This is a genomic window from Mycobacterium lacus (assembly GCF_010731535.1).
GTDB classification, from domain to species: domain Bacteria; phylum Actinomycetota; class Actinomycetes; order Mycobacteriales; family Mycobacteriaceae; genus Mycobacterium; species Mycobacterium lacus.
In genome coordinates, this window is record NZ_AP022581.1 from 3,757,174 (window position 1) to 3,770,958 (window position 13,785).

Genomic DNA, 13,785 nt, shown 5'->3' on the forward strand with positions numbered 1-13,785 from the left:
CGGTTGGCGCTGGAGGTTGTCTCATATGGCCAAGCTGAGACCGTATTACGAAGAGTCGCAATCGGCATACGACATTTCGGACGACTTCTTCGCCCTGTTCCTCGACCCCACATGGGTTTACACCTGCGCCTACTTCGAGCGTGACGACATGACGCTCCAAGAGGCGCAACTCGCCAAGCTGGACTTGGCGTTGGGCAAGCTGAACCTCGAGCCCGGGATGACGCTGCTCGACGTCGGTTGCGGGTGGGGTGGGGCCCTGGTCCGGGCCGTCGAGACGTACGATGTCAACGTCATCGGCCTCACCCTGAGCCGGAATCACTATCAACGCAGCAAAGACCGGCTGGCCGCGATCCCCACGCAACGACGGGCCGAGGCACGTCTGCAGGGCTGGGAAGAGTTCGACGAGAAGGTCGACCGGATAGTCAGCTTCGAGGCGTTCGACGCGTTCAAGAAGGAGCGGTATGCCTCGTTCTTCGAGCGCTCATACGACATCCTCCCCGATGACGGCCGGATGTTGTTGCACAGTTTGTTCACCTATGACCGCAGGTGGTTGCACGAGCAGGGCATTCCACTGACAATGAGTGACCTGCGGTTTCTCAAATTTCTGCGGGAGTCGATCTTCCCCGGCGGCGAACTCCCTTCCGAAGACGATATCGTCGACAATGCGCAGGCCGCCGGGTTCTCCCTGGAACAAACCCAATTGCTGCAGCAACACTACGCACGGACGCTGGACATGTGGGCGGCCAACTTGGAGTCCGCCCGGGAACGGGCCATCGCGTTGCAGTCCGAAGAGGTCTACAACAATTTCATGCATTACCTGACCGGATGCGCCGACCGGTTCCGACGGCGGCTGATCAACGTGGCCCAGTTCACGCTCACAAAGTAGCGTGCAGGTGCAGGGCGGCCGCGGTTTGGCGCCGCGGCCTGACCCGTCGAGTTTGGTCCGAGCTCACACGGGGAAATCTGTGGCGTTTGGCATGCCACACCCTGCATGCCACCGATCGGGCCTTTTTCTTCTGTGGGCCCGGAAAGGCGCAAATGTCGTGGCTCGGAAGCTGACACCGCACTTCGCCGACGTGCAGGCACACTACGACCTGTCCGATGCCTTCTTCCGGCTCTTCCTCGATCCCACCCAGACGTACAGCTGCGCCTACTTCGAGCGCGAGGACATGACGCTGGAAGAGGCCCAGATCGCCAAGATCGACCTGGCGCTGGGCAAGCTGGGCCTGCGGCCCGGCATGACACTGCTGGACATCGGCTGCGGCTGGGGCGCCACCATGCGGAGAGCGATCGAAAAGTACGACGTCAACGTCGTCGGCCTGACGTTGTCGAGGAACCAGGCCGCGCATGTCCAGAAACTGTTCGACGAGCTGGATAGTCCGCGCAGTAGGCGGGTGTTGCTGGAGGGCTGGGAAGCGTTCCGCGAGCCGGTCGACCGCATCGTGTCAATCGGCGCGTTCGAGCACTTCGGCCACGATCGCTACGACGACTTCTTCGGCATGGCACGCAGCCTCCTGCCCCCTGACGGCGTGATGCTGCTGCACACGATCACCGGATTGACCAGACAGCAGATGATCGACAACGGCTTGCCGCTCACGTTGTGGCTCGCCCGCTTCCTCAAGTTCATCGCGACCGAAATCTTCCCCGGGGGCCATCCGCCGACGATTGAGCTGGTGGAGGAGCACTCGGCGAAGGCGGGCTTCACGCTGACCCGTCGCCAATCGCTGCAGCCGCACTACGCGCGGACCCTCGACCTGTGGGCCGAGGCGCTGGAGACACACAGGAGCGAGGCGATCGCGATTCAGTCCGAAGAGGTCTACGAGCGCTACATGAAATACCTCACCGGTTGCGCCAAGCTATTCCGGGTCGGCTACATCGACGTCAACCAGTTCACCCTGCAGATGTAGTGTTTGCGCAGTTCGCAGAGGTTTCTGGTGGACCGAGGCGCAGAACAGCACCGGGCATTGGATCGCAAATGCAGAGGATGAGCCCGCTCCCGTGTAGGGTGCCGGGGATGGCCCCGGGAGGGGGCGCCGTCCCAACCGGGAGGACATCATGTCTGACAACTTGATCGGCGCCACGCGCTCGCGGTCCAATCTCGACAACGTCCAAGCGCATTACGACCTTTCAAACGAGTTCTTCGCGCTGTTCGTGGATCCGACCCGCACCTATAGCTGCGCGTACTTCGAGCGCGACGACATGACCCTGCACGAAGCGCAGGTCGCCAAGCTCGACCTGACGTTGGGCAAGCTGGGACTGCAGCCGGGAATGACGTTGCTCGACATCGGCTGCGGCTGGGGTTCGGTGCTGAAGCGCGCCATCGAACGCTACGACGTCAACGTCGTTGGCCTGACGCTGTCCAAGAACCAGCACGCGTACTGCCAGCAAGTCCTCGGCGGGGTCGACTCCGAGCGCTCGCGCCGGGTCCTGCTGCGCGACTGGGCGCAGTTCAACGAACCGGTGGACCGCATCGTCGTCATCGAGGCGTTGGAGCACTTCGGTTTCCACCGCTACGACGATTTCTTCAAGTACGCCTATGAAGCCTTGCCCGCCGACGGTGTGATGCTGCTGCACGCGATCACAGGGTTGCATGTGAAGCAGGTCATAGAGCGCGGCATACCTCTGACAATGGAGATGGCAAAGTTCATCAGGTTCATCGTGACCGACATCTTCCCCGGTGGCCGGCTGCCGATGATCGAGACCATCCACGAGCACGCGGCCAAGGTGGGCTTCAACGTGACCCGTGTCCAGTCGTTGCAGCCGGACTTCGCCAAGACCCTCGACCTCTGGGCCGAGGCCCTGCAGGCCCGTAAGGACGAGGCCATCGCGATCCAATCCGAAGAGGTCTACGACCGGTACATCCAATACCTGACCGGGTCCGCTAAGGCATTCCGGATGGGCTACATCGACTGCAACCAGTTCACCCTGGCAAAGTAGACTCGTCTGCCACAGACGGGCTATGGGGGCAGCTCCTCAGCTAAGACTTCTCGCGTGCAAATGCAGTGAACACGATCCAGGAGAGCACAACGACGATGGCCGAGAAACCGCCTAGCCCGACGAAGACGCGGACGCGCTTCGAAGACATCCAGGCGCACTACGACGTCTCCGACGATTTCTTCGCCCTGTTCCAGGACCCGACCCGCACCTACAGCTGCGCCTACTTCGAGCCGCCGGACCTCACGCTCGAACAAGCCCAGTACGCCAAGATCGACCTCAACTTGGACAAGCTGGACCTCAAGCCCGGCATGACGCTGCTGGACATCGGCTGTGGCTGGGGCACCACCATGAGGCGCGCGGTCGAACGGTTCGACGTCAACGTCATCGGCCTGACTCTGTCCAAGAACCAGCACGCCCGTTGTCAGCAGGTGCTGGGCTCGATCGACACCAACCGCGCACGTGAGGTGCGCCTGCAGGGCTGGGAGGATTTCGCCGAGCCCGTCGACCGGATCGTGTCCATCGAGGCCTTCGAGCACTTCGGGCACGAGAACTACGACGACTTCTTCAAGCGGTGCTTCAACATCATGCCCGAGGACGGCCGAATGACCGTTCAGAGCAGCGTCAGCTACCACCCGTTCGAGATGGCCGCCCGCGGCAAAAAGCTGAGCTTCGAGACGGCGCGCTTCATCAAGTTCATCATTACGGAGATCTTCCCCGGCGGCCGCCTGCCCTCCACCGACATGATGGTCGAACATGGCCAGAAGGCCGGTTTCATCGTCCCCGAGCCCCTTTCGTTGCGCCCGCACTACATCAAGACGCTGCGGATCTGGGGCGACACGTTGGAGTCCAACAGGGACAAGGCCATCGAGATCACTTCCGAAGAGGTCTACAACCGGTACATGAAATATCTGCGCGGCTGCGAGCACTACTTCACCGACGAGATGCTCGACTGCAGCCTCGTGACCTACCTCAAGCCGGGCGCCGCGGCCTAACTTTCGCGACGTCGCGGCTGTCGGATTGCGTTCGCGCCGCTCGTCGAAACGGTAGAGAGTGGAACACGGGGTTCCGCTCACCATCGGAGGTGACGACGAATGCAGTACTTCGCCTTGTTGATCAGCAAGGAGCGCGACTGGACGCCCGACGAGAAGGCCGCGGAAATGGCCGCCTACCAACGTTTCCACACCAAGGCCGCATCGGCTGTCCGCGCCGGCGATGCCCTGTTGCCGACGGCGACCGGCGCGCGTATTACCGGCGGCCCGGACAGCCCGATCATCACCGACGGCCCCTTCGCCGAGGCCGCCGAAGTAGCATGCGGCTATTACGTGTTCGAGGCCGAAAACCTGGACGAGGCCCTGGCTTTGGCGCGTGACATCCCGGCCGCCAAGCACGGCGCGGTGGAGGTTTGGCCAATGGCTGGCCAACGGTTGCCGACGCAATCACTGGAGGGCGCTGACTGGATCGCGCTGCTGCTCGAGCCGCCAGACCACCAGCTAGAGCCCGGCTCGCCGGAATGGCAGGCGAGGTGGTCGAGCACCAGCGGTTCGAAGCCGTCAGCGGTGGTCACATACAGTCGGGGGCCGCGCTGCATCCACCATCGACGGCGACCACGGTGCGCGTGCGCGACGGCGAGGTCCTGGTCACCGACGGGCCATACGTGGAGGGCGCCGAAATTGCCAACGGCTTCTATGTGCTGAGCGTCGGTGACCGCGATGAGGCGGTCAAGCTGGCATCGTTGATTCCCGCTACCACCGTGCAGTTGCGGCAACTGGCCGGGGCCTCAGGGCTGTAAGGGGCTGCAGAGCCGCGAATGTCCGACCTGGACGGCGTCTTCCGCCGGGAATGGGGACCCGCGGTCGCCGCGCTCGCGCGGTGGTCCGGCGACCTCACCGTCGCCGAGGACGCCGTTCAGGAAGCCTGCGCCGAGGCGCTTCGCACGTGGCCCCGCGACGGGGTACCGGCCAGTCCCGGCGGGTGGCTGGTGACGGTCGCGCGCAACCGTGCCCGGGATCGGTTGCGCCGCGAATCCGTGCGCCCGGGAAAGGAATTGGCGGCTGTGCTGGACAATATCCGGGTCCGCACTGACGGCAACGACCCGCATCCGGTCCGCGACGACGAGTTGCGGATGATGTTCACCTGCGCGCATCCGGCACTCGACCGACAGTCGCAACTGGCGCTCACGCTGCGGCTGGTATCCGGGTTGACCGTCGCCGAGATCGCCCGGGCGCTGTTGCAGACGGAGACGGCGGTCGGCCAGCGAATCACACGCGCCAAGAACAAGATTCGGCACGCCAACATCCCGCTGCGGGTGCCGCCCGCCGAGCTGCTGCCCGAGCGCACACCACACGTGCTCAGCTGTATCTATTCGGTGTTCACCGAGGGCTATTGGTCGACGGCGGGCCCGTCGGCGATTCGCGACGAACTGTGCGACGAGGGGGCCCGGCTGGCTGGGGAACTATGCGTGCTTATGCCGCAGGAGCGGACGGCGCACGCCCTGGCAGCCCTTGTGCTGCTGCATGATTCGCGGCGGGCAACGCGGATCGACGGCGACGGGGCGCTGGTGCCGCTCGAAGAACAGGACCGTGGCCGGTGGGACCGCCGCCGCATCGCCCGCGGCCTCGACCGGCTGCGACAAGCCGAGGGATCGACGGGACCCTACCTGCCGCAGGCGGTGATCGCCGCGTTGCACGCGACGGCGCCGTCCTGGGAGCAGACTGACTGGGCGGCCATCTGCGCCGCCTATGACCGGCTCGTGCAGCTGACCGACTCGCCCGTGGTGCGCGCCAATCGCGCGCTGGCGGTCGGTTTCCGCGACGGCTGCGATGCCGGGCTGGCAGCGCTGGAGAAGGTGGCCCACGATCCGCGGCTGGCCCGGTCGAATTTGGTTGCGTCGGTGCGCGCCGACCTACTGCGGCGGCGCATCGCCGAATGCGGAGGGTAGCGTTTCTGCGCCGAGCAGACGCAAAAGCACCCATTTTCGGCCCGAAATGGGTGCTTTTGCGTCTGCTCGCGCAACCGGGTGGCGCCCGCAGCTCGCGCGGGGAAGTTACGCTCCCGCGAAGTTGCGGGTGATGGACGGGTCCACCGGAATGCCCGGGCCCGTCGTCGTCGACACGGTGATCTTCTTCAAGTAGCGACCCTTCGACGACGAGGGCTTGAGCCGCAACACTTCGTCAATTGCCGCGCCGTAATTCTCCGCCAGGCTCTTCTCGTCGAACGACGCCTTGCCGATCACAAAATGCAGGTTGGCCTGCTTGTCCACGCGGAAGTTGATCTTGCCACCCTTGATGTCCGTGACGGCCTTGGCGACGTCGGCGGTGACGGTCCCGGTCTTGGGGTTGGGCATCAGGCCGCGCGGACCTAGCACCCGAGCTATCCGTCCGACCTTGGCCATCTGGTCGGGGGTCGCGATCGCGGCGTCGAATTCCAGCCAGCCGCCCTGAATCTTCTCGATCAGGTCGTCGCTGCCGACAACATCGGCGCCGGCGGCCTGCGCCTGCTCCGCCTTTTCACCGACCGCGAACACCGCGACCCGGGCGGTCTTACCGGTGCCGTGTGGCAGGTTAACCGTGCCACGGACCATCTGGTCTGCCTTACGCGGGTCGACGCCAAGCCGGATCGCGACCTCAACGGTCGCGTCCTGATTGGTCGACGATGTCTCCTTGGCGAGCTTGGCCGCTTGCAGCGGGGTGTAGAGGTTGCTGCGGTCCACCTTCTCGGCGGCGGCGCGATACGCCTTGCTGTTCTTGCTCATTCGACTGTCCAATCTGATGTTGGGTTGTGGTTGGCAACGGGCCGAAGCTGGCCCTCCCACTCTGATCTGTCGGACCCTCCCCCGCCAGCGGGGGGACGCATGGCGTCCGACGGGGGTTGAACTATTCGACGGTGATGCCCATCGACCGGGCGGTACCGGCGATGATCTTGGTGGCGGCATCGATGTCGTTGGCGTTGAGATCGGCCTTCTTGGTCTCGGCGATCTCGCGAACTTGGTCCCAACTCACCTTGGCGACCTTGTTCTTGTGCGGCTCCGATGAGCCCTTGGCCACGCCGGCGGCCTTGAGCAGCAGCTTGGCGGCCGGGGGTGTCTTGAGCGCGAAGGTGAAGCTGCGGTCCTCGTAGACGGTGATCTCCACCGGTATGACGTTGCCGCGCTGGTTCTCCGTCGCGGCGTTGTACGCCTTGCAGAACTCCATAATGTTGACGCCGTGCTGGCCGAGCGCAGGGCCAACCGGCGGCGCAGGGTTGGCCTGCCCCGCCACGATCTGCAGCTTGATCAGCCCGGCGACTTTCTTCTTCGGGGCCATGACGTGTCGATTGTTCCTTCCTGGTTTTAATAGCCCTGCTGGGCTAGATCTTCGAGACCTGGCTGAAGGTCAGTTCCACCGGGGTTTCGCGGCCGAAGATGGACACCAGCACCTTGAGCTTCTGCTGCTCGGCGTTGACCTCGCTGATCGTGGCCGGAAGCGTGGCAAAGGGTCCGTCCATGACGGTCACCGATTCGCCCACTTCGTAGTCGACCTGGACAACCGGACGTTCCAGCCCACCGGTCGCGGCGGCCGCGGCAGTGCTGGCCGCGCCCTTGGCGGCCTTCTTCGCCGTCCCGCGCGGCAGCAGAAACTTCACCACGTCATCCAGCGACAGCGCCGAGGGGCGAGACGTTGCACCGACGAAGCCGGTAACCCCGGGGGTGTTGCGCACCGCAGCCCACGAATCGTCGGTCAGATCCATGCGCACCAGGATGTATCCGGGCAGCACCTTGCGGTTGACCTGCTTGCGCTGGCCGTTCTTGATCTCGGTGACCTCTTCGGTGGGTACCTCCACCTGGAAGATGTAGTCGCCGACGTCCAAATTCTGCACACGGGTTTCGAGGTTGGCTTTCACCTTGTTCTCGTACCCCGCGTAGGAATGGATGACATACCAGTCGCCGGGCTTGCTGCGCAGCTCTGCTTTGAGCGCGGCCGCCGGGTCGACCTCCTCAGTCGCGGTCTCTGCGAGCGTGTCCGTGCTCGGTTCCTGCAAGTCGACCGCCGCCTCACCCGCGGACGGGTCACCGTCGAAGGTAGTCACGGTTGTAGTCCTCTCTATCACTCTCATACCTCAGCCGAACACCAACAGCACCAGCTTGGTGAGGCCGAAGTCAGCAAGACCGACCAGCGCCACCATGAACGCCAGAAACGCCAGCACCACCGAGGTATAAGTGAGCATCTGTTTGCGGTTGGGCCAGATCACCTTCCGCATCTCCGCAACGACCTGCCTCAGGTAGTTGTAGACGAATGCGATCGGGTTAGCGGGTCGGGCCCCCGCTCTCTCGGCCTTCCTGGCCTTCGGGCCCCCCTTGGCCTTCGGGGGTCTCTGGCCCTTGACGGCCGCCTCCTCGGTCGACGACTCCTCGACGTCGACGTCCTGGTCGGCATCGACCGATCGCTGCCGGGACCGCTTGCCGGTGGGGCGTTGCGGCCGCGCCACCGACTTGGTCACCACAGCCGTCCGACCGCCGCCGCCGCGGCCGTCCTCAGTGTCGCCGCCGTCGCTTGCGGCGTCGTTGGCAGCGTCGCCCTCGTCGCTCACCGCATGCTCCTTTGTTCGCTAGCTATCCCGCGCGTCGTCCCGCTGTGATGGAACACACTCCCAGTGTCCACCATGGCACGATACCTATGATCCGTCTCTCCCCGCGAAGCTGCAGGCACCCCCATCTCACTCCGTCCCGGCTGCATCGTCGCCGGCCGTACCTGTCAGCAGGGGCGACAGGACTTGAACCTGCAACCTGCGGTTTTGGAGACCGCTGCTCTGCCAGTTGAGCTACGCCCCTTCGCGGTTGGCAGGCGGGCCCCGACGAGGCCCAGGCCAACCCTTGGTGCCGGGGCTTACATGACACGCGCGCCTCCGCTCGTTCAACTCACGGAAAGCGCGCTGATGTTGGGAAACCCCGAGGTCTGAGTTTACTCAGTCTACATAGGCGCAAGCGCCAGTACCAATTACGCGGTTCTGATGACCTGTCCGGATGCCTTGTCCCATTTAAGTCTGGCGGAGCCGTCACCCTGCTGGCCCATCAGGGTGGTGTATGCCTCCATCACCAGTTCCCCGTCATCGTTGGTGCACATGTTCTTCGTGACGACAATGTCGGCTCCGAAACGCTCGTCCACCGAATGGATGTCCATCCGGGCCCACAACTTGTCCCCGGCCAGGACCGGCTTGTAGAACAGAAACCGCTGATCAACCTGGACGATCTGCATCGTCTCCATACCGATGTCGACGTTCCGGAAGAAATCCAGCTGGACGTATTTGGCGAAGATCGTCACGAAGGTCAACGGAGCAACGATCGCGTCGTAGCCGAGTTCGGCGGCCGCGGCCTCACTGAAGAAAGCCGGGTGATCACACTTGATGGCTCGGGCAAACTCACGGCATTGCTCGCGGCCCACGATGAAATAGTCCGGATAGCGCCAGATCATCCCGCGGATGTCGGTCTTTAACGCCATAAACTACGCCCGCCTACGCCAGCTTCGCCGACGCGATGGCGCGGCCAAAGATCTTCTTGCCGCCGGTGGTGGCTGTCAGCGCAATGGTCACCGACTTGCTGTCCGGGTCGACCGACTTCACCCGTCCGCTGAACACGATCTCGGCACCCTTGCCGTCGTTGGGCACCGGTACCACCGCGGTAAACCGCACGTTGTACTCGGTGACCGCACCGGGGTCCCCGACCCACGACGTGACGTAACCGCCGCCGATACCCATCGTCAGCATGCCGTGGGCAATCGCGGTGTCCAGCCCCACAACCTTGGCGATCTCGTCGTCCCAGTGGATCGGATTCAAGTCACCCGACACCCCCGCGTAGTTCACCAAATCCTGGCGGGTCAGCGGGTAGGTCTTCTCCGGAAGCTGGTCCCCGACCTTCACCGAACTGAACTCACGTAGTGCCATTGGAAAATCCCTCTTCCCCATCCTCGCCGGCACGGCCGGCCAGGGTCGTGTAAGTTTCCTGCACGATGTCACCGGCTTCGTCGGTGACGATATTTTTGGTCACGATGATCTGGGTGCCGTGCGCCTCGCGCACCGAATCCACGTACACGTCGCAGTAAAGCTTGTCACCCGCGATGATCGGCTTCGCGAATTTCAGCACCTGGTCGACCTGGACGATCTGCGCGTCCTGGACCGCGATGTTCGCGTGTTTGAAGAACGCCGACTGCGCCTTGTAGCCAAACACGCAGATAAACGTCAAAGGGGCCAGCAGCCCCTTATAGCCCAGATCGGCGGCCGCCTCCTCCTCGAAGTACGAGGCGTCGCCGTTTTGCACGGCTACGGCGTACTCGCGGATCTTTTCCCGCTCTACCTCGTAGTGGTCGGGATAGCGGTAATGCATCCCGACAATGTCTGTAGTCAACGGCACGGCTTAGAACCTACCTAGTCAATCCGAGCAAATGCGCACACGGGTCGGCTGTCACCGCGTTTCACGGTGGGCCTGGTGCTTGCCGCAATTTCGGCAGAACTTCTTCAGCTCCAGCCGGTCCGGGTCGTTACGGCGGTTCTTCTTGGTGATGTAGTTACGGTGCTTGCACACCTCGCATGCCAAGGTGATCTTTGGCCGCACGTCGGTACTGGAAGCCATGACGGTTCTCTCTCAAATCTCTATCAGACGTTGTTGTGTTGTAGCGATGGCCGGACTCGAACCGGCGACCTAACGATTATGAGTCGTTCGCTCTAACCGACTGAGCTACATCGCCTCGGGTACGCGTCCGCCGAGCCCCCTAACGGAATCGAACCGTTGACCTTTTCCTTACCATGGAAACGCTCTACCGACTGAGCTAAGGGGGCCGCTCACCCGTAGCGACCAGTCGGGCCGCGCCGCGGGACTAAAAGAGGGTACAGCCTGGCGCGCAACGTCACCAAACCACGGACGTGAGCGCCACGGCTATCGGGACTGCGTCTGACGACGGGGTGGCCGGGGGAGCTACCCGGTGTCGCTGCTGCGCCGCGGCTGCCACGCACTGAGATCGCTGAACTCGTCGTACTCGTGATCCTCCGGCTCCGCGGCACCCGCGTCGTCAAGGAGGGCCCTGAGAGCGAGATGGACGGCTTCTCGCGCGTCGGCCAGGTGGTACCGACGTATGACCTCTTGGAGCAGGTCGTCGTCAACCATGATGTCGACCCTCTTCAGCATGGACCAACAATACCCACTTGCCCCAGGGTCGGAACCTTGGGAATAGGCGACGGCGTAGCCGGCAATCTGCGCGTAAATACGTCGCGTTGCCGGCGGCGTTCCGGGCGAGCGTGCCCGAGATTCGACGTCGGTGCGCGCGACCTAGTCTGGTGACGTGTCAGGTTCGGACCGGCTGTACTTCCGTCAACTGCTCTCCGGTCGCGATTTCGCCGTGGGCGACATGTTCGCGACTCAAATGCGCAACTTCGCCTACCTGATCGGCGATCGCCAGACGGGCGATTGTGTAGTGGTCGACCCGGCCTACGCCGCGGGGGACCTCGTCGACACACTCGAGGCGGACGGCATGCGCCTGTCCGGGGTGCTGGTCACCCACCATCACCCCGACCATGTCGGCGGCTCGATGATGGGTTTTCAGCTGAAGGGTCTGGCCGAGCTGCTGGAACGGGCAACCGTGCCGGTCCACGTCAATACCCATGAGGCACTCTGGGTTTCACGAGTTACGGGGATCGGCATCGGCGACCTCACCACCCATGAGCACCGCGACAAGGTCGGCATTGGCGACATCGAAATCGAGCTGCTGCACACCCCGGGGCACACGCCCGGCAGTCAGTGCTTTCTGCTCGACGGCCGACTGGTCGCCGGTGACACGTTATTCCTGGAAGGCTGTGGCCGCACCGACTTTCCCGGTGGCGATTCCGACGAGATGTACCGCAGCCTGCAACAACTTGCTCAGCTTCCGGGTGACCCGACGGTATTTCCCGGGCACTGGTATTCGGCCGATCCAAGCGCGGCACTGTCGGAAGTCAAACGGTCCAACTACGTGTACCGACCCGCCGATCTTGATCAGTGGCGAATGCTGATGGGCGGCTGAGGGACTCGTGGGCCCCCGCCAGATGCGCACCGCAGATGACCGCTTCGGGCGCCGAGGATTCCCCCGGTCAGCGATGGCCGTGGTGCACCTTTACGATCAGGTCAGCGAAATTCGGTCAAGGGCCCCAGTTCCGTCAAGGGCCCCAGTTCGGTCAAGGGCCCCAGTTCGGTCAACGGCCATTGTGGTTATAAGCGGGGGGTGGCTGCGATGCGGTGGGGGCAAGGCGGCTGGGGCGAACTCACCAACGCGGCACCCAGCACTTGGTTAGCGTGGGCCGCATGGGTGGCGCTCGCGCTCGGCGTGGTGGTGCTGGTCTATGCCCACCAGCAGATCCAGCGCTATCGCAAGTCAGCCGCCGAGCAGAGCCGGCCCTACGTCGCCATGTTCATGGAACCGAACGTCACGGACTGGCATGTGATCGAACTGGTGGTCCGCAACTTTGGCCGGACCGCTGCCTACGACATCCGGTTCTCGTTTCCCAATCCACCGACGGTCGCCCAATACGAGAATGCCTCCGATGGCTACGCCGACGTCGTCGAATTGCAGCTACCCCAGGAGTTACCCACGCTGGCACCCGGCCAGGAATGGCGGACGGTGTGGGATTCGGCGCTCGACCGCGCCGAGATCGGGCAAGGCGTCGAGTCCCGCTTCACCGGGACCGTGACCTATTACGCCAGCCCCGAACGGCCGCGGGGCTGGCGGTTCTGGCAGCGCGGCCGGCGTCCACTGGAGACCAAGGTGGTGCTGGACTGGGATGCGCTGCCGCCCGTTCAGCGCATCGAGCTGATGACGACACACGAGCTGGCGAAGCGGGAAAAGCAGAAACTGGAGCTGCTGCGCAGCCTGCTCACCTACTTCCATTACGCGAGCAAGGAAACGCGTCCCGAGGTGTTCCGCAGCGAGATCGAACGGATCAATCGCGCCGTGGCCGAAACCCAGGACAGGTGGCGCACCCGGCAGCTCGACGTACCCACCGACATGAGCCTGCGCTGGGGTGACGCCGAGACCGAACTAGGCAAGCACCGCAACCAGCGGGTCTGATCGATCCACTCGGGGCACGCCAGGTTGTGCCAAGTCGATCTGATTCAATCGACTTCCCTGGCCATTTCGAAGGAGTAACCATGAGCGGTCCGGTGATCTACAGCCGGAAGGATTCCATCGCGGTCATCACGATGGACGACGGTAAGGTCAACGCGCTGGGCCCGACCATGCAGCAGGCCCTCAACGAGGCGATCGACAACGCCGACCGCGACGATGTCGGGGCCCTGGTCATCGCCGGAAACCACCGCGTCTTCAGCGGCGGGTTCGACCTGAAGATCCTCACATCCGGCGAGGTGCAGCCCGCCATCGACATGCTCAGAGGTGGCTTCGAGCTGTCATATCGGCTCCTGTCCTACCCCAAGCCCGTCGTGATGGCCTGCACCGGTCCCGCCATCGCGATGGGAGCGTTCCTGTTGTCGTCTGGCGACCACCGGGTGGCCGCCCACGCGTACAACATTCAGGCCAACGAAGTGGCGATCGGCATGACGATTCCGTACGCCGCCCTGGAGATCATGAAGCTGCGGCTGACGCCGTCGGCGTACCAGCAGGCGACCGGGCTGGCCAAGACGTTCTTCGGCGAAACCGCCCTCGCCGCGGGATTTGTCGACGAGATCGCGCTACCGGAGGTGGTGGTCACGCGCGCCGAGGAGGCCGCGCGGGAGTTCGCGGGCCTCAACCAGCCCGCCCACGCCGCGACCAAGCTGCGCGCCCGGGCCGACGCGCTGAAGGCTATCCGCGCCGCGGTCGACGGGATAGAGGGGGAATTCGGGCTGTAACGGCGCGT

At 63.9% G+C, this 13,785-nt stretch carries 16 protein-coding genes, 3 tRNA genes and 2 pseudogenes; 9 read left to right on the plus strand and 12 right to left on the minus strand.

Translation table 11 applies throughout. The features are described from left to right. Positions 1 to 25 precede the first annotated feature (25 nt). The 6 genes and pseudogenes from mmaA1 to G6N24_RS17295 all read left to right on the plus strand — a co-directional run. Entirely contained in the window at positions 26 to 886 is an 861-nt protein-coding gene (gene mmaA1, locus G6N24_RS17270; protein ID WP_085157480.1) for a mycolic acid methyltransferase MmaA1, read from the plus strand. Positions 887 to 1,043: 157 nt separating this feature from the next. Next, positions 1,044 to 1,907, plus strand: a complete 864-nt coding sequence (mmaA2, locus tag G6N24_RS17275) for a cyclopropane mycolic acid synthase MmaA2 (RefSeq protein WP_085157474.1) — start codon at positions 1,044 to 1,046, stop codon at positions 1,905 to 1,907. 148 nt (positions 1,908 to 2,055) lie between these two features. Next, a complete protein-coding gene (mmaA3, locus tag G6N24_RS17280) occupies positions 2,056 to 2,937 on the plus strand; it encodes a methoxy mycolic acid synthase MmaA3 (protein ID WP_085157473.1) in 882 nt (293 codons plus the stop codon). Between the two features lie 95 nt (positions 2,938 to 3,032). Next, complete coding sequence (mmaA4, locus tag G6N24_RS17285; RefSeq protein WP_085157472.1) at positions 3,033 to 3,929, plus strand: hydroxymycolate synthase MmaA4; 897 nt, start codon at positions 3,033 to 3,035, stop codon at positions 3,927 to 3,929. Positions 3,930 to 4,028: 99 nt separating this feature from the next. After that, a pseudogene (locus G6N24_RS17290) lies at positions 4,029 to 4,726 on the plus strand (YciI family protein). Between the two features lie 18 nt (positions 4,727 to 4,744). Next, positions 4,745 to 5,851: pseudogene (locus G6N24_RS17295) on the plus strand (RNA polymerase sigma factor); the annotation flags it as partial. 129 nt (positions 5,852 to 5,980) lie between these two features. Here the strand turns inward: G6N24_RS17295 and rplA are convergent. From rplA to G6N24_RS17355, 12 genes are all read right to left on the minus strand, one after another. Beyond that, complete coding sequence (rplA, locus tag G6N24_RS17300; RefSeq protein ID WP_085157470.1) at positions 5,981 to 6,688, minus strand: 50S ribosomal protein L1; 708 nt, start codon at positions 6,686 to 6,688, stop codon at positions 5,981 to 5,983. A gap of 121 nt (positions 6,689 to 6,809) precedes the next feature. Continuing rightward, the gene (gene rplK / locus G6N24_RS17305; RefSeq protein WP_085157469.1) at positions 6,810 to 7,238 is read right to left on the minus strand and encodes a 50S ribosomal protein L11; all 429 of its coding nucleotides are present in this window, start codon (positions 7,236 to 7,238) and stop codon (positions 6,810 to 6,812) included. Between the two features lie 43 nt (positions 7,239 to 7,281). Beyond that, on the minus strand, positions 7,282 to 8,001 hold the full coding sequence (gene nusG / locus G6N24_RS17310) for a transcription termination/antitermination protein NusG (RefSeq protein WP_085157468.1): 720 nt from the start codon (positions 7,999 to 8,001) through the stop codon (positions 7,282 to 7,284). A gap of 30 nt (positions 8,002 to 8,031) precedes the next feature. Then, entirely contained in the window at positions 8,032 to 8,502 is a 471-nt protein-coding gene (secE, locus tag G6N24_RS17315; protein ID WP_085157467.1) for a preprotein translocase subunit SecE, read from the minus strand. Positions 8,503 to 8,670: 168 nt separating this feature from the next. Next, a tRNA-Trp gene (locus G6N24_RS17320) sits at positions 8,671 to 8,743 on the minus strand. Positions 8,744 to 8,909: 166 nt separating this feature from the next. Next, on the minus strand, positions 8,910 to 9,410 hold the full coding sequence (gene hadC, locus G6N24_RS17325) for a (3R)-hydroxyacyl-ACP dehydratase subunit HadC (protein ID WP_085157463.1): 501 nt from the start codon (positions 9,408 to 9,410) through the stop codon (positions 8,910 to 8,912). A gap of 13 nt (positions 9,411 to 9,423) precedes the next feature. Further along, entirely contained in the window at positions 9,424 to 9,852 is a 429-nt protein-coding gene (hadB, locus tag G6N24_RS17330; RefSeq protein ID WP_085157460.1) for a (3R)-hydroxyacyl-ACP dehydratase subunit HadB, read from the minus strand. Next, the gene (gene hadA / locus G6N24_RS17335) at positions 9,839 to 10,318 is read right to left on the minus strand and encodes a (3R)-hydroxyacyl-ACP dehydratase subunit HadA (protein WP_085157457.1); all 480 of its coding nucleotides are present in this window, start codon (positions 10,316 to 10,318) and stop codon (positions 9,839 to 9,841) included. Before hadA ends, hadB begins: the two co-directional genes overlap by 14 nt. 51 nt (positions 10,319 to 10,369) lie before the next feature. Next, positions 10,370 to 10,537, minus strand: coding sequence for a 50S ribosomal protein L33 (rpmG, locus tag G6N24_RS17340; protein WP_083112891.1), 168 nt, complete (start codon positions 10,535 to 10,537; stop codon positions 10,370 to 10,372). 41 nt (positions 10,538 to 10,578) lie between these two features. After that, positions 10,579 to 10,652 (minus strand) — tRNA-Met (locus G6N24_RS17345). A gap of 18 nt (positions 10,653 to 10,670) precedes the next feature. Beyond that, a tRNA-Thr gene (locus G6N24_RS17350) sits at positions 10,671 to 10,743 on the minus strand. Positions 10,744 to 10,879: 136 nt separating this feature from the next. Next, a complete protein-coding gene (locus G6N24_RS17355; protein ID WP_085157454.1) occupies positions 10,880 to 11,089 on the minus strand; it encodes a type II toxin-antitoxin system VapB family antitoxin in 210 nt (69 codons plus the stop codon). A 154-nt stretch (positions 11,090 to 11,243) separates the two neighbouring features. On the opposite strand from G6N24_RS17355, the gene G6N24_RS17360 reads away from it, so the two are divergent. The 3 genes from G6N24_RS17360 (at position 11,244) to G6N24_RS17370 (ending at position 13,777) form a co-directional block, all read left to right on the plus strand. Beyond that, positions 11,244 to 11,960 (plus strand): MBL fold metallo-hydrolase, encoded by a 717-nt coding sequence (locus G6N24_RS17360; RefSeq protein WP_085157452.1) that lies wholly within the window; start codon positions 11,244 to 11,246, stop codon positions 11,958 to 11,960. Positions 11,961 to 12,167: 207 nt separating this feature from the next. Then, positions 12,168 to 13,001 (plus strand): hypothetical protein, encoded by an 834-nt coding sequence (locus G6N24_RS17365; protein ID WP_085157622.1) that lies wholly within the window; start codon positions 12,168 to 12,170, stop codon positions 12,999 to 13,001. Positions 13,002 to 13,081: 80 nt separating this feature from the next. Beyond that, positions 13,082 to 13,777 carry a crotonase/enoyl-CoA hydratase family protein gene (locus tag G6N24_RS17370; RefSeq protein ID WP_085157448.1) on the plus strand — a complete coding sequence of 232 codons (696 nt, stop codon included), beginning with the start codon at positions 13,082 to 13,084 and terminating at the stop codon, positions 13,775 to 13,777. Positions 13,778 to 13,785: the final 8 nt, after the last annotated feature.